The sequence below is a fragment of the Cobetia sp. PDI-23MA genome, from assembly GCF_059507735.1.
This window is the reverse complement of the sequence record NZ_CM183352.1, coordinates 3754194-3779595: the sequence shown is the minus strand read 5'-3', so window position 1 is coordinate 3779595 and position 25402 is coordinate 3754194. Positions and strand designations below refer to the sequence as shown.

The 25402-nt window shown below is 63.9% G+C and carries 25 protein-coding genes and 1 tRNA gene; 18 read left to right on the top strand and 8 right to left on the bottom strand.

Going from position 1 to position 25402, the window contains the following annotated elements; genetic code table 11:
* Positions 1-50: 50 nt before the first annotated feature.
* Positions 51-437 (bottom strand): sirohydrochlorin chelatase, encoded by a 387-nt coding sequence (locus AC5WNJ_RS16045; protein WP_175090323.1) that lies wholly within the window; start codon positions 435-437, stop codon positions 51-53.
* Between the two features lie 39 nt (positions 438-476).
* Positions 477-1691, bottom strand: coding sequence for an NAD(P)/FAD-dependent oxidoreductase (locus AC5WNJ_RS16040; RefSeq protein WP_495930192.1), 1215 nt, complete (start codon positions 1689-1691; stop codon positions 477-479).
* Positions 1692-1854: 163 nt separating this feature from the next.
* Between AC5WNJ_RS16040 and AC5WNJ_RS16035 the strand changes: the two genes are divergently transcribed.
* The gene (locus AC5WNJ_RS16035) at positions 1855-2790 is read left to right on the top strand and encodes a TIGR01777 family oxidoreductase (RefSeq protein ID WP_176678158.1); all 936 of its coding nucleotides are present in this window, start codon (positions 1855-1857) and stop codon (positions 2788-2790) included.
* Positions 2791-2810: 20 nt separating this feature from the next.
* Here the strand turns inward: AC5WNJ_RS16035 and AC5WNJ_RS16030 are convergent, their stop codons facing one another.
* The 3 genes from AC5WNJ_RS16030 to AC5WNJ_RS16020 all read right to left on the bottom strand — a co-directional run bounded on the left by AC5WNJ_RS16030 (position 2811) and on the right by AC5WNJ_RS16020 (position 7716).
* The gene (locus tag AC5WNJ_RS16030) at positions 2811-3572 is read right to left on the bottom strand and encodes an RluA family pseudouridine synthase (protein WP_495930191.1); all 762 of its coding nucleotides are present in this window, start codon (positions 3570-3572) and stop codon (positions 2811-2813) included.
* A 205-nt stretch (positions 3573-3777) separates the two neighbouring features.
* A complete protein-coding gene (rapA, locus tag AC5WNJ_RS16025) occupies positions 3778-6720 on the bottom strand; it encodes an RNA polymerase-associated protein RapA (RefSeq protein WP_495930190.1) in 2943 nt (980 codons plus the stop codon).
* Between the two features lie 138 nt (positions 6721-6858).
* Positions 6859-7716 (bottom strand): prolipoprotein diacylglyceryl transferase family protein, encoded by an 858-nt coding sequence (locus AC5WNJ_RS16020; protein WP_495930189.1) that lies wholly within the window; start codon positions 7714-7716, stop codon positions 6859-6861.
* Positions 7717-7903: 187 nt separating this feature from the next.
* Here AC5WNJ_RS16020 and AC5WNJ_RS16015 point away from each other — a divergent pair, with 187 nt between their 5' ends.
* Positions 7904-8164, top strand: coding sequence for a hypothetical protein (locus tag AC5WNJ_RS16015; RefSeq protein WP_176678154.1), 261 nt, complete (start codon positions 7904-7906; stop codon positions 8162-8164).
* Between the two features lie 14 nt (positions 8165-8178).
* On the opposite strand, the gene AC5WNJ_RS16010 is transcribed toward AC5WNJ_RS16015, so the two are convergent.
* The 3 genes from AC5WNJ_RS16010 to ispB form a co-directional block, all read right to left on the bottom strand.
* Entirely contained in the window at positions 8179-8409 is a 231-nt protein-coding gene (locus AC5WNJ_RS16010; RefSeq protein WP_495930188.1) for a hypothetical protein, read from the bottom strand.
* A gap of 112 nt (positions 8410-8521) precedes the next feature.
* A tRNA-Pro gene (locus tag AC5WNJ_RS16005) sits at positions 8522-8598 on the bottom strand.
* Between the two features lie 242 nt (positions 8599-8840).
* Positions 8841-9830, bottom strand: coding sequence for an octaprenyl diphosphate synthase (gene ispB / locus AC5WNJ_RS16000; RefSeq protein WP_107335841.1), 990 nt, complete (start codon positions 9828-9830; stop codon positions 8841-8843).
* 283 nt (positions 9831-10113) lie between these two features.
* Here ispB and rplU point away from each other — a divergent pair, with 283 nt between their 5' ends.
* The 16 genes from rplU (at position 10114) to AC5WNJ_RS15920 (ending at position 25394) form a co-directional block, all read left to right on the top strand.
* Positions 10114-10425 carry a 50S ribosomal protein L21 gene (rplU, locus tag AC5WNJ_RS15995; protein ID WP_043335971.1) on the top strand — a complete coding sequence of 104 codons (312 nt, stop codon included), beginning with the start codon at positions 10114-10116 and terminating at the stop codon, positions 10423-10425.
* Between the two features lie 33 nt (positions 10426-10458).
* The gene (rpmA, locus tag AC5WNJ_RS15990; protein WP_043335969.1) at positions 10459-10716 is read left to right on the top strand and encodes a 50S ribosomal protein L27; all 258 of its coding nucleotides are present in this window, start codon (positions 10459-10461) and stop codon (positions 10714-10716) included.
* A 125-nt stretch (positions 10717-10841) separates the two neighbouring features.
* The gene (gene cgtA, locus AC5WNJ_RS15985; RefSeq protein WP_285461703.1) at positions 10842-12038 is read left to right on the top strand and encodes an Obg family GTPase CgtA; all 1197 of its coding nucleotides are present in this window, start codon (positions 10842-10844) and stop codon (positions 12036-12038) included.
* A gap of 202 nt (positions 12039-12240) precedes the next feature.
* Positions 12241-13422, top strand: coding sequence for a glutamate 5-kinase (proB, locus tag AC5WNJ_RS15980; RefSeq protein ID WP_176678152.1), 1182 nt, complete (start codon positions 12241-12243; stop codon positions 13420-13422).
* 267 nt (positions 13423-13689) lie between these two features.
* Positions 13690-13956: a 30S ribosomal protein S20 gene (rpsT, locus tag AC5WNJ_RS15975; protein ID WP_077373420.1), complete on the top strand. Its 267-nt coding sequence runs from the start codon at positions 13690-13692 to the stop codon at positions 13954-13956.
* A gap of 60 nt (positions 13957-14016) precedes the next feature.
* On the top strand, positions 14017-15732 hold the full coding sequence (murJ, locus tag AC5WNJ_RS15970) for a murein biosynthesis integral membrane protein MurJ (RefSeq protein ID WP_495930187.1): 1716 nt from the start codon (positions 14017-14019) through the stop codon (positions 15730-15732).
* Positions 15733-15866: 134 nt separating this feature from the next.
* Positions 15867-17000, top strand: a complete 1134-nt coding sequence (gene ribF, locus AC5WNJ_RS15965; RefSeq protein ID WP_495930186.1) for a bifunctional riboflavin kinase/FAD synthetase — start codon at positions 15867-15869, stop codon at positions 16998-17000.
* Positions 17001-17011: 11 nt separating this feature from the next.
* Positions 17012-19843: an isoleucine--tRNA ligase gene (gene ileS, locus AC5WNJ_RS15960; RefSeq protein WP_495930185.1), complete on the top strand. Its 2832-nt coding sequence runs from the start codon at positions 17012-17014 to the stop codon at positions 19841-19843.
* Positions 19844-19961: 118 nt separating this feature from the next.
* Positions 19962-20489 (top strand): signal peptidase II, encoded by a 528-nt coding sequence (gene lspA, locus AC5WNJ_RS15955; protein ID WP_054556926.1) that lies wholly within the window; start codon positions 19962-19964, stop codon positions 20487-20489.
* Between the two features lie 20 nt (positions 20490-20509).
* Positions 20510-20953, top strand: a complete 444-nt coding sequence (gene fkpB, locus AC5WNJ_RS15950; RefSeq protein WP_176678148.1) for an FKBP-type peptidyl-prolyl cis-trans isomerase — start codon at positions 20510-20512, stop codon at positions 20951-20953.
* A gap of 60 nt (positions 20954-21013) precedes the next feature.
* Entirely contained in the window at positions 21014-21982 is a 969-nt protein-coding gene (gene ispH, locus AC5WNJ_RS15945; protein WP_495930184.1) for a 4-hydroxy-3-methylbut-2-enyl diphosphate reductase, read from the top strand.
* A 221-nt stretch (positions 21983-22203) separates the two neighbouring features.
* Positions 22204-22692 carry a type IV pilin protein gene (locus tag AC5WNJ_RS15940; RefSeq protein ID WP_495930183.1) on the top strand — a complete coding sequence of 163 codons (489 nt, stop codon included), beginning with the start codon at positions 22204-22206 and terminating at the stop codon, positions 22690-22692.
* A 74-nt stretch (positions 22693-22766) separates the two neighbouring features.
* On the top strand, positions 22767-23267 hold the full coding sequence (locus tag AC5WNJ_RS15935) for a GspH/FimT family pseudopilin (RefSeq protein ID WP_176678500.1): 501 nt from the start codon (positions 22767-22769) through the stop codon (positions 23265-23267).
* On the top strand, positions 23264-23830 hold the full coding sequence (gene pilV, locus AC5WNJ_RS15930; protein ID WP_495930182.1) for a type IV pilus modification protein PilV: 567 nt from the start codon (positions 23264-23266) through the stop codon (positions 23828-23830). The genes AC5WNJ_RS15935 and pilV overlap by 4 nt, the downstream gene beginning before the upstream one ends.
* Positions 23827-24816: a prepilin-type N-terminal cleavage/methylation domain-containing protein gene (locus tag AC5WNJ_RS15925; RefSeq protein WP_495930181.1), complete on the top strand. Its 990-nt coding sequence runs from the start codon at positions 23827-23829 to the stop codon at positions 24814-24816. The genes pilV and AC5WNJ_RS15925 overlap by 4 nt, the downstream gene beginning before the upstream one ends.
* Positions 24816-25394 carry a pilus assembly PilX family protein gene (locus tag AC5WNJ_RS15920; RefSeq protein ID WP_495930180.1) on the top strand — a complete coding sequence of 193 codons (579 nt, stop codon included), beginning with the start codon at positions 24816-24818 and terminating at the stop codon, positions 25392-25394. The genes AC5WNJ_RS15925 and AC5WNJ_RS15920 overlap by 1 nt, the downstream gene beginning before the upstream one ends.
* The last annotated feature ends 8 nt before the right edge of the window (positions 25395-25402 follow it).

Below are 25402 nucleotides of genomic sequence, written 5' to 3'. Positions count from 1 at the left end.
GTGCATCACAGCGCCTTTGGCGCAGGAGGTCCCGTCATGAAATCGGCCGTCTAGGCGTTGTCCTGTTGCTCCACAATCTGGATCAAGGCCTCGACAAAGGCCGGATGTGCTCCCACCGGGTCAAGCAGGCTGATGGGGCAGTCGGGGTGCTGGCGCTGCGATTCTTCCAGCATGGCGGGCACGTCTTCACGCAGATGACGGCCGGCCGCGAAGAACAGCGGCAGGATGTCGATACGCGCGGCACCGTCTGCCGCCAGGGCATCGATGGTGTCGGTCAGCAGCGGGTCGCACAGTTCCATATAGGCCAGGCGCGTCGGACGCTTGAGGCGGGAAGCCAGTGTGGCTTCCAGTGCCTCGAAGGGCTCGCGCCAGCGCGGGTCACGTGACCCATGGGCCAATAGAATCAAGGCGTTGTCGTGATCTGTGGATGTAGTCATGCAGCTATCCTGTGGGCGATGAGGGGTCGCGACAGCGTATCAGCTGTCGACGAGGGTGTTGAGCAGCTGTTCGGCTACCTCGTGCCCTGACAGCCAGGCGTCCTCGACGCGTGGGCCACGCAGGGCGTCTCCGGCCAGCCATAGCCCGGATGCCCCCTGGCCGCAGACATTGTGGGCTTGGGCGTTCTGGTCACGTCCCTTCTGGACATGGCCCTTCTGTTCATCGCCATTCTGGCCGGCTGCCGCTGAGGTCTGCGGCAGTGTCTGGGTTGGATGGGCGTAACGCCAGCGATGCGCCGTGAGGGTGACCTTGCCCCGGCTCCAGCCCGGCGCCAGCTCGCGGATCTCGGGCAGTGTCTCGAAGGCCTTCCACAGCAAGGTCGCGACCTCCTGTGGCGACTTCTCCAGGTTCGCCCGGCTCCAGCCAGCGGTCGCCAGCAGGCTCAGGGTCTCCTTGGCATGTAACGGTGTCTGGCGGCCGGGGCGCGAATGCTGGCGCATCACGCAGCGCAGCGGGCCATCATCACCGCGGCTGACCAGCAACCCTTGCCAATCATCGTCGCCCCCCAGCGCGGGAAGCGGCGTCTCCAGAGTGGCCATCAGTGTCCAGGTCGGTGCCATCTCCACTCGGGCCAGCGCCTGACTCAGTGCCGGGGCAAGCGAGTCCTCGCAGAGCGCCGCCCCCTGGGCGTCGGTGCCGGCCGTGCTCAACAGGGCACGTGCCTGCGGCGCCGGCGCGCTGATCACCACGTGATCGAAGGGGCCGTGCTGATCACCGTCGCTGTCCTCGAGCCGCCAGCGCTTGTCTGACGCCGTGCCATCGTCCGCGATCAGGCGCGTGATGCGCGTTTCGCTGTGCAGGCTCGCATGGGCCGGCAGCTGTTCACTGAGGTGGCGGCTCAGGGCGCTCATGCGCGGACTGGCCACGTAGCGGGTGGAATCATCGCGCAGCCGCTGCCATTGGCTCTCGTCAGACGCCGACTTGCCGAGACTCAACAGTCTCTCACCCCAAGTTGCGACGACGCCTGCGGCCCGCCACTGCTCGAGTGCGGACAGGAAGCGTGGATCACGCGCCGTGAAGTATTGCGCGCCGATGTCGATAGGGCCTTCGCTGGTGCGGCGACTGGCCAGGCGTCCGCCGGGGCCGCGCGCCTTCTCGAATAGCGTTACCGCATGGCCCTGCGCGGTCAGTCGGGTGGCGGCAGACAATCCGGCGATACCGGCACCGATGATGGCGATGGACGATACTGGCATCTGGAGGCGACTCCTGCGCGGGCGGTGTTCAGGGGGTACGGGTCGTCATGTGACCCGACAGCAGATACGCTAAAGTTAACTTCTTGCGCATAATTGTACAATATAAGTATAGATTTATGGCGGAAGTCGGCACACTCGATGCTTCATCGCCGAGGAGGGCAACATGCGAATATTGATAACAGGTGCAACGGGGTTCGTCGGCCAGGCGCTGTGTCAGTCACTGGCCGCTGCGGGCCACTCGCTGGCGGTCGTATCGCGCCGCCCGGAGCGTGCTGAGCGCCAGTTTGCCGACCTGGGGCTGACGGTGGTCGCGGCGGATTCGTCGCTGGCCTTCAAGGATTGGCAGCCCGAAGGCATCGTCAATCTGGCGGGGGAGTCGATAGCCGGGCGGCGTTGGAGCGAGGATCACAAGCGTGAGCTGCGCCGTTCGCGGCTGGAGACTACCGAGCACCTGGTGATGCTGTGTCAGCAGTTGGCCACCGAAGGCCATCCGCCGCAGGTGATGGTGTCCGGTTCGGCGATGGGCTATTACGGCGCACAGCCCAAGGCGGGCGAGCCAGGCGATGTCGAGATAGATGAACAGGCGACGCCCCACGACGATTTCAATCATCGCCTGTGTCGCGACTGGGAAGCGGCCGCCATGCCCGTCACCGAATATGGCGTGCGACTGGCCATCATCCGCACTGGCCTGGTGATGGAGGCCGATGGCGGCACACTGGCCAAGCTGCTGACGCCCTTCAAGCTCGGGCTCGGGGGGCGGCTGGGCGATGGGCGCCATTACATGCCGTGGATCCACCGCCACGACATGATTCGCATCATCGAGCGCCTGCTGGCGGATGACAGTCTCAGCGGTGCCTTCAATGCCAGCGCGCCGCATCCGGTCACCAACATGGGCTTTACCCACGCTCTGGCTCGCGGTCTGGGGCGCCCGGCGATCCTGCCGCTGCCGGCCAAGGCGCTTGAGCTGGGGCTGGGGGAAATGAGCACCCTGTTGCTGGAGGGCGCCCGCATGGTGCCGGCGCGTCTGCTGGCTGCCGGCTTCACCTTCGATTACCCGACCCTCGACGTGGCCTTCGCCGATATCCTGTCACGCAAGTGAGTCTTGGCAGCAAGGCGATGCTAGAAGGGCAGTGGCGCTTCCAGCACCAGTGGTAGGGCATCGCTGTCGCTGGCTGGCGGAATCACCAGGCGTGCCGCATGCAGCAACAGGCGCGGGCTGGCATTCAGCGCCGCGCCGCGGGCATAGAAGCCATCACCGATGATCGGGTGGCCGAGTGCCAGCATGTGCAGGCGCAGCTGGTGTGAACGCCCGGTATGTGGCGTCAGCGACACACGGCTGGAGGCGAGGGTCTGCGACGTACCATCCGGGCGCTGGCCCGCGAGCGTCAGATGCTGCTCGACCCGATAGTACGTCAGTGCCGACTTGCCATGCGTGAAGTCGACGATCTGACGCGGGCGGCGTGGCCAGTCGCAGCGCAGCGGCAGGGCGATGCTGCCCTCGGCGGGCGTGAGATGACCTGCCACCACGGCCACATAGCGTTTCTCGATGGTACGCGACTGGAATAGCCGCGACAGTCGCCGCTGGCCCTCGACATTGCGCGCCACCAGCAGCACCCCGGAGGTCGCCACATCCAGGCGGTGCACGGCGCGGGTGTCGTCGCTCAGTCGGCACAGGCGCGAATGGACACTGTCAAAGCGTGACGGATCACGCCCCGGCACCGAGGGCAGCTCGGCCGGCTTGTCGATGGCCCACCAGTCATCGCCCGCGGCCAGCAGTGACAGTCCCACCTTCGCGACACGCTCGGCTTCTTCGGCCAGGCGTTCTCCCTGCCAGCTCTGCCCTGACGCTGCCTCGTCGCTCTCTGGATATGATCTCGCCATGAGGGTGCTCTGTAGTAATGAAGCGATAGGGGTGAAGTGGAAGTGATGGGCCGCGAGTCGCGACGTGCAAGCGATGGCATCGTCGCGGCCGCGGGTCGATCTGGCAAGTCCCGCGGGGCATTGTCGCTGGCGCACATGGCAAAACGCCCCACCGGCCGATGGCAGGTGGGGCGTTTCAGGTTCATCACTGACGCCGGCGGTCAGCTCAACGCTCGTGGGCATCCACGGTGACGATGACGCGCACGCTGTCCAGACGCAGACGGGTGGTCTCGATGGCGCCATCCAGCGCGGCACGCTCCTGACGCAGCGCTTCGAGCTCTTCCTCGCGCACGGCCGGGTTGTGGCTGGCCAGGGCTTCCAGGCGCGCCAGTTCGGCACTGAGCTGCTCGCGCATCTGCTGCTGGGCCTGCTCGACGATGGTCGGCAGTTCGCGCTCGGCTTCCTGCTCGGCATCGCTCATCAGCTTGCGCAGCGTGGCGTGGCTCTGCTTGATGAGGTCACGCGCGACCGCCTTCTTGACCGGCTTGAGGTTCTTGGCCAGTCCGCCGAAGGACACCTTGTCGGACAGGTTGCTGCCGGTTTCATCCAGCAGGACGCGGATGGCGGTCGGCGGCAGGAAGCGGCCCAGACGCAGGCCGCGCGGCGCGGTGGACTGGGTGCGGAACACCACTTCCGTCATCAGGCGGCCACCGGGAATCGCCGGGTGCTTGAGCAGCGCCAGCGCGGTGTTGCCCATCGAGCCGTCCAGGATGCGGACCAGCATCTCGCGTACCAGCGGGTGCTCCCACGACAGATGCTGCACGTCTTCGCGCGACAGCGCGGTGGCGCGGTCACTGGTGACGCTGAAGCCTTCCTCGCCCTTCACCAGCCCTGGCAGGCCGTCGAGCATGTGCGGGCCTGGTGCCAGATAGGTGATGCCATCGCCGAGGTCCCGGCTCTCGATGCCGAAGATGTCGAAGGCGCGCTCCAGATAGCCGGGCAGCGCCTTGTCGTTGTCCAGCGTCTCGATGGCGGCGATGACTTCCGCGGCGCGCTCGTGGCGGCAGGCATTGAGTTCCAGCAGGCGGTTGCGGCCGGACTGACGCTCTTCCTGCAGGGCGTCGAAGCGCTCACGGGTCTGCTCGATGATGCTGTCGATCTCTTCGCTGTCGAGCAGGGCTTCTTCCAGTTCGTCGCCGAACTGGGTGTAGAGCTCGCTGCCGATGCCGTGCGGCGCGCTGAAGGCGTCCATCCCATCGCGGTACCAGCGCAGCAGCTGGGCGCCCGGCGAGCCTTCGAAGACCGGCACGTGGATCTCGATCGGGAACTGCTGGCCGATGCGGTCCAGGCGCCCGATGCGCTGTTCGAGCTGGTCCGGATGTACCGGCAGGTCGAACATCACCAGGTGGTGGCAGAACTGGAAGTTGCGACCTTCCGAGCCGATTTCCGAGCACACCAGCAGCTGCACGCCTTCCTCTTCGGAGGCGAAGGCCGCGGCGGCGCGATCACGCTCGACCAGGCTCATGCCCTCATGGAAGACCGGCGCATGCACGCCGCCCAGCACGCGCAGGCCTTCGGACAGCTCACGCGCGGTATCGGCGGTATGGCAGATCACCAGCGCCTTCTCGTTGCCGAGGTCGGTCAGGGTTTCCAGCAGCCACATGACGCGCGGGTCGATCTGCCACCAGGGCTCGGCGTTCATGCGGTCATCGGGCAGGGCGCGATACATCTCGTCGAGGAACAGCACCACCTCGGGGTGGTTCATGCCGGTCTCGATCAGCAGGTCATCGAGATAGTCCTCGTCGCGCTCCAGCTTGCGCACCACGCGACGGTAGGAGGAGGGCAGCTCCAGTTCATGGACATGCAGACGGCGCTCGGGGAAGCCTTCGACATGGGTGCGCGAGTTGCGGAACATCACGCGGCCGGTGCCGTGGCGATCGAGCAGCTGGTCACGCAGCTGACGACGCACGCTGTCGCGCTGGGCATCATCGGCATCGCTGTCCATCAGGGTGTCGAGCAGGGCGCGGCTGTCAGCGTCATCCAGCACCTCGGTGAGGCTGTCGAGACCGCTCTGGTCCGCGGGCAGCGCTTCCAGGGCGTCGATGGCGCTGGCGACAGCCACATAGCCCTGTTCCTCGGCCTTGAAGCGCTCCAGGTCGTGGTAACGCTCCGGGTCGAGCAGGCGCAGGCGTGCGAAGTGGCTCTCGAGTCCCATCTGCTCCGGCGTGGCGGTCAGCAGCAGCACGCCGGCGGTCTGGCGAGCGAGGGATTCGACACAGGCGTAACCCGGGCCCACCTTGTCTTCGCTCCAGTCGAGGTGGTGGGCCTCATCGACGATCAGCATGTCCCAGTCGCAGGCGGCAGCCTGGACCTGACGCGACGGGTTGGCGAACAGCCAGTCCTGGCTGGCCAGAATGATCTGGTTGCCTTCGAAGGGGTTGCGCGTGCCGTAGGCCTTGCACTGCTCTTCGTCGAGCAGCGAGACATCCAGCGCGAAGCGGCGCAGCATCTCGACCAGCCACTGGTGGGTCAGGCTCGCCGGTACCAGGATCAGCGCACGGCTGGCGCGGCCGCTGAGCAGCAGGCGGTGCAGGATCAGGCCGGCTTCGATGGTCTTGCCGAGGCCGACTTCATCGGCCAGCAGTACGCGCGGTGCGTGACGGCGCGAGACTTCATCGGCGATGTAAAGCTGGTGCGGTACCAGATCGACCTTGGGGCCGGACAGGCCCAGCGCCGGGCTCTGCTCGACACGATGGAAGTGGCGCAGGGTGCGGTAGCGCAGGTCGAACCAGTCATTGCGGTCGACCTGGCCGGTCAGCAGACGGTCACGCGCCTGATTGAACTGCATCTTGTCGTTCAGGCGGGCTTCGGGAAGCTCGATGAGCTCGCCGGCATGCTCGCCGCTGCGCTCACAGATGTAGACGATCTGGCCGCGCACTTCCTTGAAATCATCGACGATCAGCCATTCGCCATCATCGGACTGGATGCGGTCGCCATTGCCGAAGGCCACCCGGGTAAGGGGCGCTTCGCGCAGACTGTAGGTGCGGGTTTCTTCGCTGGCAGCAAAGAGCACGGTGACGGTGCGGAAGTCGACATTGAGGATGGTGCCAAGGCCGAGATCAGCCTCGCCGTCACTGATCCAGCGCTGACCGGGAATGAAGTCGCTCATGAAGCCTCGGGGTAGGACAAAGACGGGAATCGGGAATACAGGGGCGCGGTATCTTACCGGATCAGACGCCGTGGCTTAAGCGCCTTTTCTTGCGGCGAGCGTCTTTGTCGCATCGAACGAGGCCACCGGTGTGTCGTTCTATGGCCGTGACGCCGGTAGCAGGGCGTCCAGCTGGGCGCGGCTCAGCTCGCCGATATGACGCTCGATCAGCTGTCCGTCGCCATCGAAGACCAGCGTGGCAGGCAGGCCCTGCGCCTCGGCCAGCGCCATCAGTTGCATGGCGGGGTCGAGCAGCGCGTACTCGAGCGTCAGCTGTTCGCTGTTCAGAAAGCGGGTCACCGCCAGTGCCTGCTCGCCCTGATTGGCCAGCACCACGGTGACGCCGGGTCTCTGATCGGCCTCTGCCAGCAGTGGCATCTCGCGCCGGCAGGGCGGGCACCAGGTGGCCCACAGATTGACGATCACGCGCTCGTCCTGGATGTCATTCAGTGCCACGGGGCGGCGATCCAGATGGTTGAGGGTGATGGCAGGCATCGCCTCGATGGCGGCGGCGCTGCCCAGCGGGTCGAGTTGCTTGAGGCCGAGGAAGGCGGTCAGCCCCAGCGTCAGACTGCCCAGCGCGATGACCTGGCGAATCGTGCCATGCCGGCGCAGCAGCCACAGGCTGGCCAGGGTCGCGGCCAGCATGCCGCCGAACAGGTGATAGCCCGGTTGCCACAGCTTGAGGATATCCAGCGGTGCCTGCTGATAACTTGCCCAGTGCAGCGCGACATGAGTGAGGCGCGCACCGATCACCCAGCTGACCAGCATGCGATTGAACCAGCGCGAGGGGCTCAGCGGCGGTGAATCGTGAGCGGGCGCGGTCGTGCCTCTGGCGTGCATGCGTGCCAGCAGACGAATCAGCAGCGAGAACTCGATCAGCATCACCAGGGCTGCCACGAAGGCATAGAGGCGTTCGACGGAAATCAGGGCAGGGCCCAGGGCGATGGCATCCATGCGGTTATCCTCTGGCGGTGTCCGGGGGAGCGTTCAGAGCAGCAATACCTGTCAGGCTGCATGTGGCAAGTGCTCGGCAGGCGCTGCAGTCGCGAGGCTCGAGTATGCGATAATCGACGGACTTCGACATCCACGCCTCGCGCACTGAGCATTGCTCTGCCGCCGAGGACGCTGCAAGGATATCCCCATGCTGTCACACCATTATGACCGTAGCCGTGCGATCGCCGTTGCCAGTCAGGCCACTGGCCTGATCGCCATCGTCGTGCTGGAAACCTGGCTTGGCGATGCCGCCCGCCCCTGGCAGGGGCTGGTATTCGCCCTGATGCTGGCCTTCGGTCTCGGCCTTGCCCTGCGCAGTTACTACTTAAAGCAAAAGGCCCGCCGCGACCGTGAACGTGCTGGTCGCGAGCGGGCCCGCAAGGCGAGTGACACCTGGATGTCGGATTGACGCAGGTGAGCGACTCAGTAGCTCTGCAGTCGGTAGCCTTCACGCTCCATGCAGTACTTCAGCAGTGTCTGTTTCTCGTTGTCTGACTTGTCCGTCAGGCCCAGCTCGTACTGACAGCCGGCCCAGGTGTTGTGAGCCTCGGTGCTGTTGGCGCCGGGCTTCTCCCATTGGGTGCGGGGAGCGGCGCAGGCGGAGAGCAGAGAGGTGAGCAGCAGAGACAGCGTGACAAGGCGCAGTGTGTGCATATGGCATCCTGAGGGATGTAAAGCGTTGGAGGGGGAGAATCACTGAGCAGCCGAAAAACCTTCCAGCATCAAAAAAGCCGCTGATCGATGATCAGCGGCTTTTTCAGATATCTGGTCGGAGTAGCAGGATTCGAACCTACGACCTCTGCCTCCCGAAGGCAGCGCTCTACCAAGCTGAGCTATACTCCGATGCGTCGTGATCTTGTCTCGACGGAGGTGAATTATACGCAGGCAGCTTTGCTTTGCAAGCCCTTGAGGTCAAAAAGTTTTATCTGAGTCTCAAGGGGCAATTCCGCTGTCGAGAAGCGCGCTTCCATTCACCTCATCCTGCTGGCGCTTCTCGCAACGTTGGTGGGGGGGGGCTGCTGCCATGATGGACTGACGTACCAGCTGATCGACGACCTGCCAGGCAGGCCATCGTCATGCGCATATCAGGCCTGGCGGCCGACACTCAACAGCGCGATGCGCTCGAGGCTGTCGCGGAATTCGCTCTCCGGCAGCGCCTTGAGCTCATTCAGGGCGTTGTCGGCCATTTCCTGGGCGCGGCTGCGGGTATAGTCGAGGCCGCCCGTGAGGCGCACCACTTCCAGTACCTCGTCGAGCTGCTCCAACCCACCTTTCTCGATGGCACCGCGCACCAGGCTGGCCTGAGCCGGACTTCCGACCTGCATGGCGCGAATCAACGGCAGGGTCGGCTTGCCTTCGGCCAGGTCATCACCGACGTTCTTGCCCATGGTCTCGGCATCGCCCTGATAGTCGAGCAGATCATCGATCAGCTGGAAGGCGAGGCCCAGGTAGCGGCCATAGTTCTGCAGCGCGCTGACCTGTGCCGGCGTGACAGTGTCGTCGGTTTCCCTGGCCAGAATCGCGCCGGCATGGGCGGCCGCCTCGAACAGCATGGCGGTCTTGCCGTGGATGGTCTCGAAGTAGGCGGCCTCATCAATGTCGGCATTGCCGATATTGGTCAGCTGCAGGACTTCCCCTTCGGCGATGGTGCAGGTGGCGGCGGAGAGAATCGCCATCACGTCCATCGAGCCGACTTCGACCATCATCTGGAAGGAGCGCGAATAGAGGAAGTCACCGACCAGCACCGACGGCGCATTGCCCCAGGTGTCATTGGCGGTGGAACGGCCGCGGCGCAGGCTGGATTCATCCACGACATCATCGTGCAGCAGGGTCGAGGTGTGCATGAACTCGATCAGCGCGGCCAGATGAACGTGTTTCTCGCCTTGATAGCCCAGTGCGCGGGCTGCCAGCAGCACCAGCACCGGGCGCAGGCGTTTGCCACCACTCTGGATGATGTATTGACCGATGGTCTGGACCAGCGGCACGCGCGACTCGAGCTGCGCGAGGATAGTGCGGTCGACGGCGGCGAAGTCATCTGCCACTGCCGCGTGAAGGGTCGATGCGTCGGCTTGCATGAGATCGTCGTGCCCGTAGCGAGAGGTGAGGCCGCCGTGGCGTGCCGTTTGGCGGTAATGCTATGGGGCACCCCTATGGCCGTCAAGGCGTGCACCCGCGCAAGGACGCTGGCTGGCGGCCGATTGGTCGCGTAAACCTTGACATTGCTTGTCGGTCGCGGCACGTGGCGCTATAATACGCGGCCGTGACTCATCCCGCTCCCTGTCAGATGGCTCCAGAAGGGGCGCCACTCGCAGCAGGCCACCCAAGAGCACACCCTTGATGAGTCCGATGGAGAGAATCATGTACGCAGTTATCAAGAGCGGTGGCAAGCAGTACCGCGTTCAGGAAGGCCAGACCCTGAAGCTCGAGAAGCTTGAAGTCGCGACTGGCGAAGCTATCCAGTTTGACGAAGTCCTGATGGTCGCTGAAGGCGACGACATCAAGGTCGGCGCTCCGCTGGTGGAAGGTGCCAAGGTTTCTGCCGAGGTCGTGTCTCACGGCCGTGGCGACAAGGTCACCATCATCAAGTTCCGTCGCCGGAAGCACTCCATGCGTCGTGCGGGCCACCGTCAGTGGTTCACCGAAGTCAAGATCACTGGTATCTCTGCTTAATTGCAGCGCTACCCACCATAGGAGAATTATCCAATGGCACATAAGAAGGCGGCGGGCTCTACCCGCAACGGTCGCGATTCTGAATCCAAGCGCCTTGGTGTGAAGCTGTTCGGTGGCCAAGCGGCTATCGCCGGCAACATCATCGTGCGTCAGCGCGGCACCCGTTTCCACGCTGGTACTGGCGTCGGCATCGGCAAGGACCACACTCTCTTCGCTCTGGCCGACGGCCACGTGAAGTTCGAGACCAAGGGTCCGAAGAACCGCAAGTTCGTCAGCATCGTTTCTGCCTGAAACGTCTGACAGCTTACGCAGACTGGACGATGCCCCGGTATCGTGGGACGGTCTGCAAGGAAGCCCCGCTCAGGCGGGGCTTTTTTGTCGCATGACGGCCCGGGTCGTCGTCAGGAGAGAGCAGCATGCAGTTCCTTGATGAAGCGTCGATCATTGTAGAGGCCGGACGTGGCGGCAATGGTTGCCTGAGTTTTCGCCGTGAAAAATACGTGCCGCGCGGTGGTCCCGATGGGGGCGACGGCGGGCACGGCGGCAGTGTGTATCTGATCGGGGATGACTCGCTCAATACCCTGATCGACTTCAAGTTCCAGCGCTACTATCAGGCGGAGAGCGGCGATGCCGGTCAAGGCCGCCAGATGGCAGGCAAGGCGGGTGAGGACCTGATCGTCAAGGTGCCGGTTGGCACCACCGTGATCGACGAGGAAACCCTCGAGATCATCGGCGACGTGACGGAGATCGGCCAGCTGGTACTGGTCGCGCAGGGTGGACGTCGTGGACTGGGCAACATCCACTTCAAGTCTTCCACCAACCGCGCGCCGCGTCAGACTTCCAAGGGGACCTGGGGCGAGCGCCGCAACCTGCGTCTCGAGATGAAGGTGATGGCGGACGTCGGTCTGCTCGGCATGCCGAATGCCGGCAAGTCGACGCTGATCCGCGCCGTCTCCGCCGCCAAGCCCAAGGTCGCCAACTACCCGTTCACCACCCTGGTGCCGAACCTCGGTGTCGTGAAGATCGGTAGCCACCAGCACTTCGTGATGGCCGATATTCCAGGTCTGATCGAAGGCGCGGCGGATGGTGCCGGCCTGGGCCTGCGTTTCCTCAAGCACCTGACACGTACGCGCCTGCTGCTGCACGTCGTGGATATCGCTCCCTTCGACGAGAGCGATCCGGTGCATGCGGTCGAGGCGATCCTCAAGGAGCTGGAGAACTTCTCCTCGGCACTGACGGAGCTGCCGCGCTGGCTGGTGATCAACAAGGTCGACCTGCTGGCGGAAGAGGATCGTGACGCGATGGTCAAGGACCTCGTTGAGCGTCTGGGCTGGGAAGGCGAGCTGTTCGTCGTCTCTGCGGCCAGCGGTATCGGCACCCAGGAGCTGGTGCAGGCCGCGCACCGCTGGTTGGGCGAGCAACGCCTGCAGCTGGCGGAAGATCCGGAAGCTGCCGAGGCACATGCCGCCCTGCTGGCGCGCATGGAGAACGAGTCGCTGGAGCGCGCTGAAGAGCGCCTGACACGTCGCAAGCGCAAGAAGGATGACGAAGAAGAGGACGATGACGACTTCAATGACGACGATTACGACGTCGAAGTCGAATACGCGCCCTGAGGTCTTAGTTCGTCCGGTGGCTGTCCTGCGCGGCAGCCACCGAGTGACGAGCGACCCGCTTCGCGATTCACGCCCCGCCCCGAACCTCATGGTCTCGCGGCGGGGCGTTTTCGTTGTCGGGGCCGGCGAGGAGTGATGACAGCGGGCTGGCGGGAGCAGACAATGGCAAGCAGGGAGGCAGGGCCTGCCGGCGAGGGATTACATGACAGGAGAGAGCGCGGTGTCGGAGCAGAAGGTGGCGGAAGTGGCGGAGCTGGGCAGTCAGACGGGGCGCGAGGCCTTGGCCAGTGCACGACGCGTGGTGGTCAAGATCGGCAGTGCGCTGCTGACCGACGACGGCCGCGGGCTGGATGATGCCGGCATCGGTCGTTGGGTCGATCAGATCGCGGCGCTGCACGCGCGGGGTGTCGAGGTGATCGTGGTGTCCTCCGGGGCGATCGCGGTCGGCATGTCGCGGCTGGGCTGGTCAGCTCGCCCCAGCGGCGTGCATGAGCTGCAGGCGGCAGCGGCGGTCGGTCAGAACGGCCTGACCCAGTGCTATGAAGAGCATTTCCATCGTCATGGCCTGACCACGGCGCAGATTCTGCTGACCCATGACGACCTCTCCAACCGCAAGCGCTACCTGAATGCACGCTCGGCGCTGCGCACCCTGGTCGACCTGCGGGTGGTGCCGGTGATCAACGAGAACGACACCGTGGTCACCGACGAGATCCGCTTCGGCGACAACGACACCCTCGGCGCGCTGGTCGCCAATCTTCTCGAAGCCGATGCGCTGTTGCTGCTCACCGATCAGGAAGGCCTCTATGATGCCGATCCGCGTCATGACCCGGCGGCCAGCCTGATCGAGGAAGCCCAGGCCGATGACCCGATACTGGTCAAGGTGGCCGGCGGCGGCGGTTTGCTCGGGCGTGGCGGCATGGCGACCAAGGTGCGCGCGGCGCGTCTCGCGGCGCGCAGTGGCGCATTGACCGTGATCGCTTCTGGCCGTCAGCCCGAGGTCATCACCCGGCTGGCTTCCGGTGAGCGCTTCGGCACGCTCCTCTTGCCGGAGCATGCGCCGATCGCGGCGCGCAAGCGCTGGATCGCGGGGCAGTTGCAGGTGCGCGGCACCCTGACGCTGGATGCCGGGGCCGTCAATGTGTTGACCACGCGTGGCTCCAGCCTGTTGCCGGTGGGCGTCAGGAAGATCGATGGCGCCTTCAAGCGCGGTGATCTGGTGCAGTGTGTCGATGAATCCGGCCAGCGCATCGCCAAGGGCCTGGTGAATTACAGCGCCGAAGATGCCGGACGGATTCTCGGCCTGCCCAGTCATCAGATCGAGGCGACGCTGGGCTATATAGAGGCGCCGGAACTGATCCACCGCGATAACCTCATCGTGCTGTAAGGCGCATGAGGGCTGCCTTCGGGGCAGGTGTCGGACTGGTGATATGTGGGCGGGTCGTGCTAGACTCTGCCGTCCTGTCGGATGCTGGTCCGCTCCGATGGCGAAGGTTTGGCGGGGCTTCCACGCCAAGTCGCTGATTTCTCGAGGTTCCATGCGTCAAGTATCGAGCACGAGAAATGACGGGACCCGCTGTCGCCTAGCGACAATGTCTTCCAAATTCCAGTTCATGAGTACGCGCCTACGGGTGGACTCATAAGGAGCATCAAAGTGGCAAACTCCAAGCAAGCTCGCAAGCGCGCTCGTCAGGCTGAAGTCCGTCGTCAGCACAACTCCGCACAGCGTTCCGCCGTGCGCACCAGCGTCAAGAACGTGCTGAAGGCCGTCAAGACTGGCGACCACGCTGCGTCCATGGCCGCTTTCAATGTCGCGCAGAAGGTCCTCGACCGTTACGCCGACAAGGACATCCTGTCCAAGAAGAAGGCTGCTCGCGTCAAGAGCCGTCTGAACGCACGCGTCAAGGCACTGGCTGTCTAAGACGCATGTGTGTGAAAAAACCGGCTTCGGCCGGTTTTTTTGTGTCTGTCTGTCGAGTGGATGACATCGGTGTCAGGTCAGGGAAGCGAGAGGGGTGTCAGGGTGAGCAAGCCGCAGGATGAGTCGCCCGCAGGCGAGCAGGAAGTCAGAGGAGAAGATGGCAGGGCCGAGGCCGCCGCGCAGTCCGCTTCACAAGCAAGTGCCCAGGGCGAGACCCGCTCGGGCGATAGCCTGCCGGTGCGGGGTGGTCTGTTGCGCTCCGGGTTGATCGTCAGCGTGATGACGATGCTGTCGCGCGTGCTGGGGCTGGCGCGCGATGTGACCATCGCATCACTGCTGGGCGCCGGCAGCGGGGCGGATGCCTTCTTCGTTGCCTTCAAGATCCCCAACTTCATGCGCCGCCTGTTTGCCGAGGGTGCCTTCAACCAGGCCTTCATTCCGGTGTTGTCGGAGTATGCGACTCGCCGGACTCGGGAGGAGGTCCGCGAGTTGCTGGACGCCGTCAGCGGCAGTCTTGGTGTCGTACTTGCGTTGATCACCGCGCTCGCGATGCTGTGTGCGCCCTGGCTGGTGTGGGTCTTCGCCCCCGGCTTCGGTGACGATGCCGGCAAGCTGGCCCTGACAGGCGATATGCTGCGCCTGACTTTCCCCTATCTGCTGCTGATCTCGCTGACCGCTTTTGCGGGTAGCGTGCTCAATACCTGGAATCGCTTTGCGGTGCCGGCCATCACGCCGGTGCTGCTCAACCTGAGCCTGATCGGCGCGGCGCTGTTGCTGGCCCCTCGCTTCGAGACACCCGCCATGGCGCTGGCTTGGGGCGTGTTGATCGCCGGTGGCGTGCAGCTGCTGTTCCAGGTGCCGTTCCTGCTGCGGCTTGGCCTGATGCCCAAGCCATGGCCGAATTTCGCCCATGAGGGCGTGCGCCGCATTCTCAAGTTGATGACCCCGGCGTTGTTCGGTGTCTCGGTGTCGCAGATCAATCTGCTGCTGGATACCGTGCTGGCCTCGTTTCTGGTCGCCGGCAGCGTGTCGTGGCTCTATTACTCCGACCGTCTGGTCGAGCTGCCGCTGGGCATCATCGGCATCGCCATCGGGACGGTGATTCTGCCGGCGCTCTCCAAGCGCCACGCCGAGCAATCGCTGGAGCACTTCCAGAAGATGCTCGACTGGGCGCTGCGCTCGGTACTGTTGATCGGGGTGCCGGCGGCGCTGGCGCTCGGCGTACTGGCCGAACCCCTGCTGATCACGCTGTTTCACTACGGCGCGATGACCGACAACGATGTGGTGATGTCGGCCCAGAGCCTGCGTGCCTACAGCTTCGGTCTGCTGGCCTTCATGTTGATCAAGGTGCTGGCACCGGGCTTCTATGCGCGTCAGGACACGAAAACGCCGGTCAAGATCGGTATCATCGCGATGGTCGCCAACATGGCCTTCAACCTGGCGCTGATCGTGCCGCTGGCGCACGCCGGGCTCGCGCTGGCCACGGCGCTGTCGGCCTTCCTCAATGCGGGCCTGCTGGCACGCGGCCTGTATCGTGACGGCGTGCTGCGCTTCCAGCCCGGTTGGGGACGCTATTCGCTGATCCTGATCGGGGGTTGCGCCCTGATGGGCGGCGGCTTGATGTGGCTGTCGCCGGACTGGACCACCTGGCTTGGTTGGGGCCTGTGGGAGCGCTGTGCGATGATGGGAGCGCTGGTCGTCGGCGGTGTGCTGGCCTATGCGGTGTGGTTGGGGCTGTGCGGTGTCCGCCCGCGCCATTTCCGCATGCAGAGCTGAGTCTGCTGCCCGGGTGCCACGCAGGTTGGTGCCCCCGGTTCCAGCTGTTTTCTCCCTGGCGGGGCAACGGTGGCTGTCAGCGCCGTGCCCCTTCGCTATAATCGACCACTTTCGGCGGCTTGTGTGATGCACGCATGGACTTGATCAGAGGACTCCACAATCTCGCCCGCCTGCGCAAGCAGGATGGCAGTCGCGGCTGTGTGGCCACCATCGGCAATTTCGATGGCGTGCATCTCGGCCACCAGGCGATTCTGGAGCAACTTCGCGAGCGCGCGGCGGCCTATGGCCTGCCCGCCACGGTGGTGGTGTTCGAGCCGCAGCCGCGTGAGTTCTTCGCGGGTGACAAGGCGCCGCCGCGGCTGACGCGTCTGGCGGACAAGGTGCGTCTGCTGGGCAGCCATGGCGCCGAGCGCGTACTGTGTCTGCCCTTCAATGAGACGCTGCGCTCGCTGTCGGCACGTGAGTTCATCGAGCAGGTGCTGATCGATGGGCTCGGCGTGCGTCATCTGGTGGTCGGTGACGACTTCCGCTTCGGCTGCGATCGCGCCGGAGACTTTGCGTTGCTGGAGCGCATCGGCGCCGCCGAAGGCTTCGCGGTGGAGCATACCCGCACCTTCGAGATCACCGGTGAGCGTGTTTCCAGCACCCGTGTGCGTGAGGTGCTGGCTGCAGGCGACATGGCGCTGGCCGCTCGGCTGCTGGGGCGTGCCCACCACTGGCAGGGACGCGTGGTCGCAGACCGCCAGCTGGGTCGCACGCTGGGCGTGCCGACTGCCAACCTGCCGCTGCCGAATGCGCCACTGGCAGTTTCCGGTGTCTATGCGGTGATGGCCCATCTGGCCGATGGACGTGACTGCCCTGCCGTGGCCAATATCGGCTGGCGCCCGACGGTCGGCACGCCGCGGCCGGTGCTCGAGGTCCATCTGCTGGACTTCGCGGAGGACCTCTACGGCCAGCCGATGCGCGTCAGCTTCTGCGCCTTCCTGCGCGGTGAAAAGCGCTTCGATGGTCTAGAGGCGCTCAAGGCCGCCATCTACGCCGACATCGCCCTGGCGAAGCGCTTCTTCGCGCTGGCCGCGGGCGAGACGCCTGCCGGTGATGAGCAGGCGTTGCTTGATTGCATGACCTCGATGGCTGACCTGCCGCTGGCCAGCCGTCCGCTGAGCGCACTGATGACGGATGCGCCGACGGCACCCTTACACGGCACTGCTGAGGTGTCTGATTCCACAGCTCGGGAAGCTCAGGCTTCCCGCCCCCACGACGGCTGACCCGAAAGGCTATGAGCGACTACAAGCACACTTTGAATCTGCCCGATACCGACTTCCCGATGCGCGGCAATCTCCCCAAGCGTGAGCCGGAGCAACTGGCGCGCTGGAACGAGATTGACCTCTATGCGCGTCTGCGTGAAGCAGGCAAGGGCCGTCCGAGCTTCGTGCTCCACGACGGCCCTCCCTATGCCAACGGCAATATTCACATCGGTCATGCCGTCAACAAGATTCTCAAGGACATCATCGTCAAGTCCAAGACGATGGCGGGCTTCGACGCGCCTTACGTGCCGGGTTGGGACTGTCATGGTCTGCCCATCGAGCACAAGGTCGAGACGACCCACGGCAAGCACCTCGAGTCCGAGAAGGCGCGTCATCTCTGCCGTGAATACGCTGGCGTGCAGGTGGAAGGTCAGAAACACGAGTTCATCCGTCTCGGCATCGTCGGTGACTGGGGCAACCCGTATCGCTCCATGGACTTTGCCAATGAAGCCGGTGAGATCCGTGCCCTGGCCGAGATGGTCAAGGGCGGTTATGTCTTCAAGGGTTTGAAGCCGGTCAACTGGTGCTTCGACTGCGGCTCTGCGCTGGCGGAAGCGGAAGTCGAGTACGCCGACAAGACCTCTGATGCCATCGACGTCGCCTTCGCGGCAGACGACAGTGCGGCACTGGCCAAGGCCTTCGGCCTCGAGTCATTGAGCAAGCCGGCGGCGATCGTGATCTGGACCACCACCCCGTGGACCATCCCGGCCAACCAGGCGCTCAACGTTCACCCGGACTTCGTCTACTCGCTGGTCGACACCGGCGAGCGCCTGCTGGTGCTTGCCGAGGAGCTGGTCGAGGACAGTTTGGCGCGCTTCGGTCTGAGCGGCGAGACGCTGGCGACCGTCAACGGCGCGGCGCTGGAGCTGATCAACTTCCGTCACCCGATCTACGATCGTCTGTCGCCGGTCTACCTGGCCGACTACGTCGAGACCGGTGCCGGTACCGGTATCGTCCACTCCGCGCCGGCCTACGGCGAGGATGACTTCCATACCTGCCGTCGTTACGGCATGAGCTTCGACGAGATCGAGAGCCCGGTGCAGGGCAATGGCGTGTACGTGCCGGACCTGCCGGAATTCGGTGGCCAGTTCATCTGGAAGGCCAACCCGAACATCGTCGCGCGTCTGGAAGAGCTCGGCGCGCTGATGGCGCACGAGAAGATCACCCACAGCTACATGCACTGCTGGCGCCACAAGACGCCGGTCATCTATCGCGCGACGGCCCAGTGGTTCGTCGGCATGGACCTCCCCGGCACCGATGGCGTGACCCTGCGTGACAAGGCGCTGTCCGCCATCGAGGACACCGCCTTCATCCCGGCCTGGGGTCAGGCGCGTCTGAAGAGCATGATCGCCAACCGTCCGGACTGGTGCATCTCGCGTCAGCGCAACTGGGGCGTGCCGATTCCGCTGTTCCTGCATCGCGCGACGGGGGAGCTGCATCCTGACAGCGTGGCGCTGATGGAAGCGGTCGCCGATCGCGTTGCCGAGCACGGCATCGATGCCTGGTGGTCACTCGACAGCCAGGAGCTGCTGGGCGACGAGGCCGAGAACTACGAGAAGGTCACCGACACGCTGGACGTGTGGTTCGACTCCGGGACGACTCATTGGCACGTGCTGCGTGGCTCGCACCCGCATGGTCACGAGCAAGGCCCGCGTGCCGACCTGTACCTGGAAGGCTCCGACCAGCACCGTGGCTGGTTCCACTCGTCACTGCTGACCGGCTGTGCCATCGACGGCCACGCGCCCTACAAGGCGCTACTGACTCACGGTTTTACCGTGGATGCGCAGGGTCGCAAGATGTCCAAGTCCGTCGGCAACGTGGTTGCGCCGCAGCAGGTGATGGACAAGCTGGGTGCCGACATCCTGCGTCTGTGGGTGTCCTCCAATGATTATTCCGGCGAGATGGCCGTCTCGGACGAGATCCTCAAGCGCACCGCCGATGCCTATCGTCGTATCCGCAACACCTCGCGCTTCCTGCTGTCCAACCTGAACGGTTTCGAGCCGGAGCGTGACGCGCTGGCCTTCGATGACATGCTGGCGCTGGACCAGTGGGTCGTCGATCGCGCCGCCCAGCTGCAGGCGCGTGTCGAGCTGGCCTATGAGGAATACCGCTTCCTCGACATCTATCAGCAGGTGCTGACCTTCTGCTCGCGTGAGCTGGGCGGTTTCTACCTGGATGTCATCAAGGACCGCCAGTACACCACGCAGCCTGACTCGCGTGCGCGCCGTAGCTGTCAGACCGCGCTATATCACGTGATCGAGGCGCTGGCACGCTGGATGGCGCCGATCCTCTCCTTCACCGGAGAAGAGATCTACGCCAACATCCCGGGCCCGCGCAAGGACACCATCTTCCTGGAGACGGCCTATACCGGCCTGACCATTCTGGCAGAAGATGCGGCCATGGGGCGCGAGTTCTGGGAGCAGGTGCTGCACGTCAAGCAGGCGGTCAACAAGACGCTGGAAGGCGCGCGCAACGCCGGTCTGGTCAAGAACGGCCTGGCGGCGGAAGTCACACTCTACGTCAACGACGAGCTCAACACGCTGCTGGCAAGACTCGGCGACGAGCTGCGCTTCGTGATGCTGACCAGCGGCGTGACCCTGGCGCCTCTCGAGGCTGCCGGTGAGGCAGAAGAGACCGAAGTGTCCGGCCTCAAGGTGGCGGTCAAGGTCAGCGAGAATGCCAAGTGCGAGCGTTGCTGGCACCACCGTCCGGAAGTCGGCACCCTGCCGGAACATCCGACACTGTGCAGCCGCTGCGTGACCAACCTGCCGGATGGCGAAGGCGAGACGCGTCACTTCGCTTGATCGCTGATGCGACCGCAGCATCGTTCAGCCTCCGCTGAGCGCTGATATCGAACGCCGGGCTCTGGCCCGGCGTTCGTGTCTTGCCGGTCGCAGACTCATTTTACGACAGGAAGGTAACATGACGTCTTCTTCACAAGGCCCCGCGACGGATACCCCCTCGGCCGGCAGTGAGCCGATGCGCTCGCCGCTGCGCTGGCTGTGGCTGTCGCTGGTGATCGTGGTGCTGGACCTGGCCACCAAGTGGCTGGCCAGCAGTTCGCTGGTCTATGGTCAGGCCAACGAAGTGCTGCCGATCTTCAATCTGACGCTGCTCCACAACACCGGCGCGGCGTTCAGTTTTCTGGCCGGCCATGATGGCTGGCAGCGCTGGTTGTTTGCGGGTATTGCGGTGGTGGCAGCCATCGGCCTGAGTATCTGGCTTGCGCGCCTCAAGCGTCACGAGACCTTCACCGCGCTGGGCATCGCGCTGGTGCTGGGGGGCGCGCTTGGCAATCTCTATGATCGTGTCGTGCATGGCTACGTGGTGGACTTCCTGTCCTTCCACTGGGGCAATGCCTTCTTCCCGGCCTTCAACGTGGCGGACGTCGCCATCAGCCTGGGAGCCGTGGCACTGATTCTTGAATCTTTCCGTGGCCGCTCCGAATGAGCGCCACAAGCGAGGTCAGCATGAGCGAGCATCGTATCGCCGATAACATGGAGGTCAGCCTCCATTTCCGTCTGCGTCTGGAAGACGGCACCGAGGTGGACTCCACCTTCGACAAGACACCGGCCACCTTCCAGGTGGGTGACGGCAATCTGCCGCCGGGCTTCGAGCGTTCGATCATGGGCATGGCGGCGGGCGAGACCGGCAGCTTCACGATCACGCCGGAGCATGCCTTCGGTCAGCACAATCCGCAGAACGTCCAGACCGTGGCGCGCAAGAGCTTCGATGAAGAGATCGAGGTCGGCATGGTGATGTCCTTCGCCGAGCCGTCGGGCTCGGAGCTGCCGGGCATCATCCGCGAGATCGATGAGCGTGACGTCCAGGTCGACTTCAATCACCCGCTGGCCGGGCGTACCCTGACCTTCGAGGTCGAGGTGCTGTCAGTCGCCCCCGCGACCACGCACTGAGTCTTCTTTCCAGAGGTGCGCTCCCCCGTGAGTGCACCTCGCCATCAAGCGGAGCCTGTCATGCAGATCAAGCTGGCCAACCCGCGCGGTTTCTGCGCCGGAGTGGATCGCGCCATCGATATCGTCAACGGGGCGCTCGACGTGTTCGGGCCGCCGATCTACGTGCGTCACGAGGTGGTGCACAACCGTTTCGTGGTCGACTCCCTCAAGGAGCGCGGCGCCATCTTCGTCGAGGAACTGCACGAAGTGCCGGATGACGTCATCGTCATCTTCTCGGCGCACGGTGTCTCACGTGCCGTGCAGGAAGAGGCCGAGCGTCGCAACCTCAAGGTCTTCGATGCTACCTGTCCGCTGGTGACCAAGGTGCACATGGAAGTCCTGCGCTATGCGCGCAAGGGGCAGGATTGCGTGTTGATCGGCCATGAGGGTCACCCGGAAGTCGAGGGCACCATGGGCCGCTATGACGCTTCCCAGGGTGGCACCATCCACCTGGTGGAAGACGAGTCCGATGTGGCGCGTCTGGAGGTCAAGGACCCGGAGCAACTGGCCTTCGTCACCCAGACCACATTGTCCATGGATGACACGGCGCGCGTGATCGATGCGCTACGCGAACGCTTCCCGGCGATTCAGGGGCCGCGCAAGGATGACATCTGCTATGCGACCCAGAATCGTCAGGATGCCGTGCGCATGCTGGCGGAAGCCTGCGATGTGGTGCTGGTGGTCGGCAGCCCCAATAGCTCCAACTCCAATCGCCTGCGCGAACTGGCCGAGCGCATGCAGACTCCGGCCTGGTTGATCGATGATGCCGAGCAGATCGAGGCCGCTTGGCTCGAGGGTATCGGCAGTATCGGTATCACCGCAGGGGCCAGTGCGCCCGAAGTGCTGGTGCAGGGTGTGATCGATCGTCTGATGGCGCTGGGAGCCTCGGCACCCGAGGAGCTCGAGGGTCAGGAGGAAAACATTGTCTTCTCCATGCCCAAGGAGCTCAAGGAGCGCTTGATCGCCTCGGATCAGATTCGCGAGCTGTAACGCCTTGTAAGTTTCTGCCAGTGAAGAAGCCGCGACCTCGTCGCGGCTTTTTTGTGCGCGTCCTTCGTGGTTTGCCATTAAATTCAGTATTTTCTTGTATAAGCAATGGCATTCTTGAGCACGATCGTTGATCAACCTGGTGTGTATTGAAAAAAAATGTAATGCCCAGTTACCAAAATGATACATAATGGAGGTATAGTTCGTATTCTGGAGACTTTCCCATGCCACGACTGTTCTCGGTCATCGGTGTCAGCAGTGCAGGTGCACGCCGCAAGCCGAAACCGGGGCGCGGGGCAGCTGGCAGGCGTCGGGCTCAGGGCTTCACCCTGATCGAGATGATGATGGTGGTCGCGATCATCGGCATTCTGGCGGCGGTCGCCATTCCCTCCTATCTGGGTTATGTGGAGCGCAGCTGGCGCTCGCATGCCCAGCAAGCGCTGGGGCAGCAGGCCAGACAGCTGCATGGCTTCTACTCCCAGAATTTCTCCGAGGCCCCCGTGGGGGATGATGACCAGCCGACGGATGGCGTCAGCCGTATAGAGGACAGCGGTGGCAATCTTCGCTACCTGATCACGTATCGCAGTCTGTCTGCCTCGGCCTTCGTCCTGCAGGCGACGCCTCAAGGGGCACAACTCAATGACGACTGCGGCATACTGTGGATGGACCAGGACATGAATACTGGTGCCGAAGGAGGAGGTCGGTGCTGGTGATGGTGGGCCCCTAGAAGGCAGACGCGAGTCCGGCATGGCCGGTCGACCCTTAGCGGCAAGGAGACTTATCTCTCATGCGCCAATCCCGTGGTTTCACCCTGATCGAGCTGGTCGTGACGGTGGCGATCATTGCCATCATCGCGACCTGGGCGGTGCCGGCCTGGCAAGGCCTGGTGCAGCGCTCTCAGGTGGAGTCCGATGTGCGTGCACTGACCCATGCGCTCGGCATGGCGCGCAGCACCGCCACCACGCGCGGTGTGGATGTGAGTGTCTGTCCCTATGCGCCGAGCGTTGCCACCCCCAATCCCACGACCTGCGACGATGATTGGGCGAATGGCTGGGTCGTCTATGTTGGAAGTACTTCCAATTTCACCCTCGACGACCGCCTGTGGATTCATCAGGACAGCAATGCGGTTGCCCAGTCGGGGGGCGCCTCCAGGATCACCTACAACGATCGCGGCACGTTGACTAGTGGCAACAGTACGCTGGTGTTCTGTGCGGCCTCCGATGCGACCTCTGTCGTCGTGGCACCTTCGGGTCGCGTACGCCTTGAATCAGGAGGGGACTGCTCATGACAGCATTGTTGATGACCACATCCCTCAAGAAAGCCCTGCAGCCGAGAGTGCTGAGGAAAACAGTGCTGTCTCGCCTGCAACGACGCCGTTCCGCTCGGCATTCTCAGCGCGGCGTCGGCCTGATCGAGGCGCTGGTCGCGGTCATGCTGCTGGGGGTTTCCCTGCTGGGGCTGGGGTTGTTGCAAGTTCAGACGCTGCAGCATCAGCGCGTCAGCTACAGCAATACCGTGGCACAGCTGCTGTCGCTGGACATGGCCGAGCGTATCCGCGCCAACCTTGAGGCCATCGATCAATATGATGATGCCGACACCACCGATGCGCCGGCGGATGGATGCAGCTCGGACTGCGCGCCCGCAGAGCTGGCAGACCAGGACATCATTGATTGGCGTGACGCTATCATCGGCTCCACGCTGACCAGCGGCGTCGGCAGCGTGGAAGTCGACGAGCGTGTCGTCGGCGGGGCCGGCATCGGCGTTCACGACGTCAGTGTCCAGGTACAGTGGAGTGACCCCATCAGCGGGGGAGTTGACCAGCAGACCTATCGTTTCGAGGTAGAGCCATGAACCGCTGTTCCCCTGCATCGGCCCGCCGACGCTTGGTCCCCGACACTGCCCGTCCGCATGGCTTGAAGCGCCAGGCGGGCGTGGGGCTTGTCGAGCTGATGATCAGCCTGGTGCTGGGGCTGCTGATCACGGCGATGGCGGTGCAGATGTTCTCGACCTCACGCAGCACGGTGAGTACTCAGGAAGCGCTTTCCTATCTGCAGGAGTCAGCCCGCTACGTGTCCTTCCGGCTTCAGCCGCTGATGCGCAATGTGGGCTACGCAGGCTGTGCCAATAGCCGCGATATCACCAATGCCAGCTCGGTGGATGCCTCTCACGATCTCACGGCGCCCTTCGGGGGGCAGCAGCGTACCCAGCGGGGCCTCAGCTATTTCAATCTGACGTTCGTCGCTGCCAGCAAGGACGGCGATGAAACCACGCTGACCAGCAGCATGACGTCGCTGGGTGGTCCACTGTCCGTGCGCAACGGTAGCGAAGCTGCCTTCGTGACCAACGAGTATGCGCTGGTCAGTGATTGCAGCAGCACCGATGTCTTCAGGGTGTCAGGCACCACCCAAGGTAATGTGGAAACCAACGACACCCTGTCACGCTCCTATGGCAGCTCTCAGTCCTCGAATGCCTATCTCTACCCGGTGCAGGCCTGGGAGCTGCGGCTGGATGACCAGGCCAACGATTCTTCGGTGCGTGCACTGTATCTCGATCGTATCGATGCTGCTTTCGCACGGGAAGAACTGGCCTCCGGCGTCGAGGGATTCGATGTCAGTTTCAGCCTGGATACCACTGGCAATGGCAGTGTCGATCGCGTCAAGGTGCCGGCCGCCACGGTGCGCAGCGAAGGCCGTTGGGATGAGGTACGCCGTATCGAGATCGCTCTGACGCTCGAGAGCCTGCCGGGAGTGGTGCCGGGCGGGGATAACGATGGCCGTTTGACGCGAACCTTCAATCTCACGTTCACACCGCGCAATCTGCAACTGAGGGGCAGCTGATGAATACATCGTCTTCAACGTCCAGAGTCTGCACGGTCACTCGGGGGGCAGCACGTCAGCAAGGTATCGCCTTGCTGATCGTGTTGATCATGCTGGTCGTGATCGGACTGCTGGCCGTCACGGGAGTCGAGGACAGTCAGCTGCAGACACGTATGGCCGTCAACAGCCGCAACTTCGAGCAGTCCTATTACAACGCGGAAACCAGTCTGAGCATCGGCGAGCGCGCACTGCAGGAAGGCCTGGAGGATGGTACCTGGAACCTGAACAGTTTCGATGATTCCGCCGGGCTGATGCTGGCGCTGCCCGAGGATGCACCGCCGATCAACCCGCTCTCGGAAGCGGATTGGCAAGCCAACGGCATCCAGACGCTGGACAATGATACCGGTGCGGTCATCGGAGCCTATGTGATCGAGTATCTGGGCAAGGTCGGCGAGCCGCCGCTGAATGCCAGCAACGAAGTGAATGCGGTAGGTACGCGCCTGGATGCCTTCCGTATCAACGCGATGGGCACAGGAGGCGGCAATGGTGCCTCTTGGACAGTAGTGCAAAGCGAGATGGAACTGGGCCCTTACTTCTGAGAGGAGCA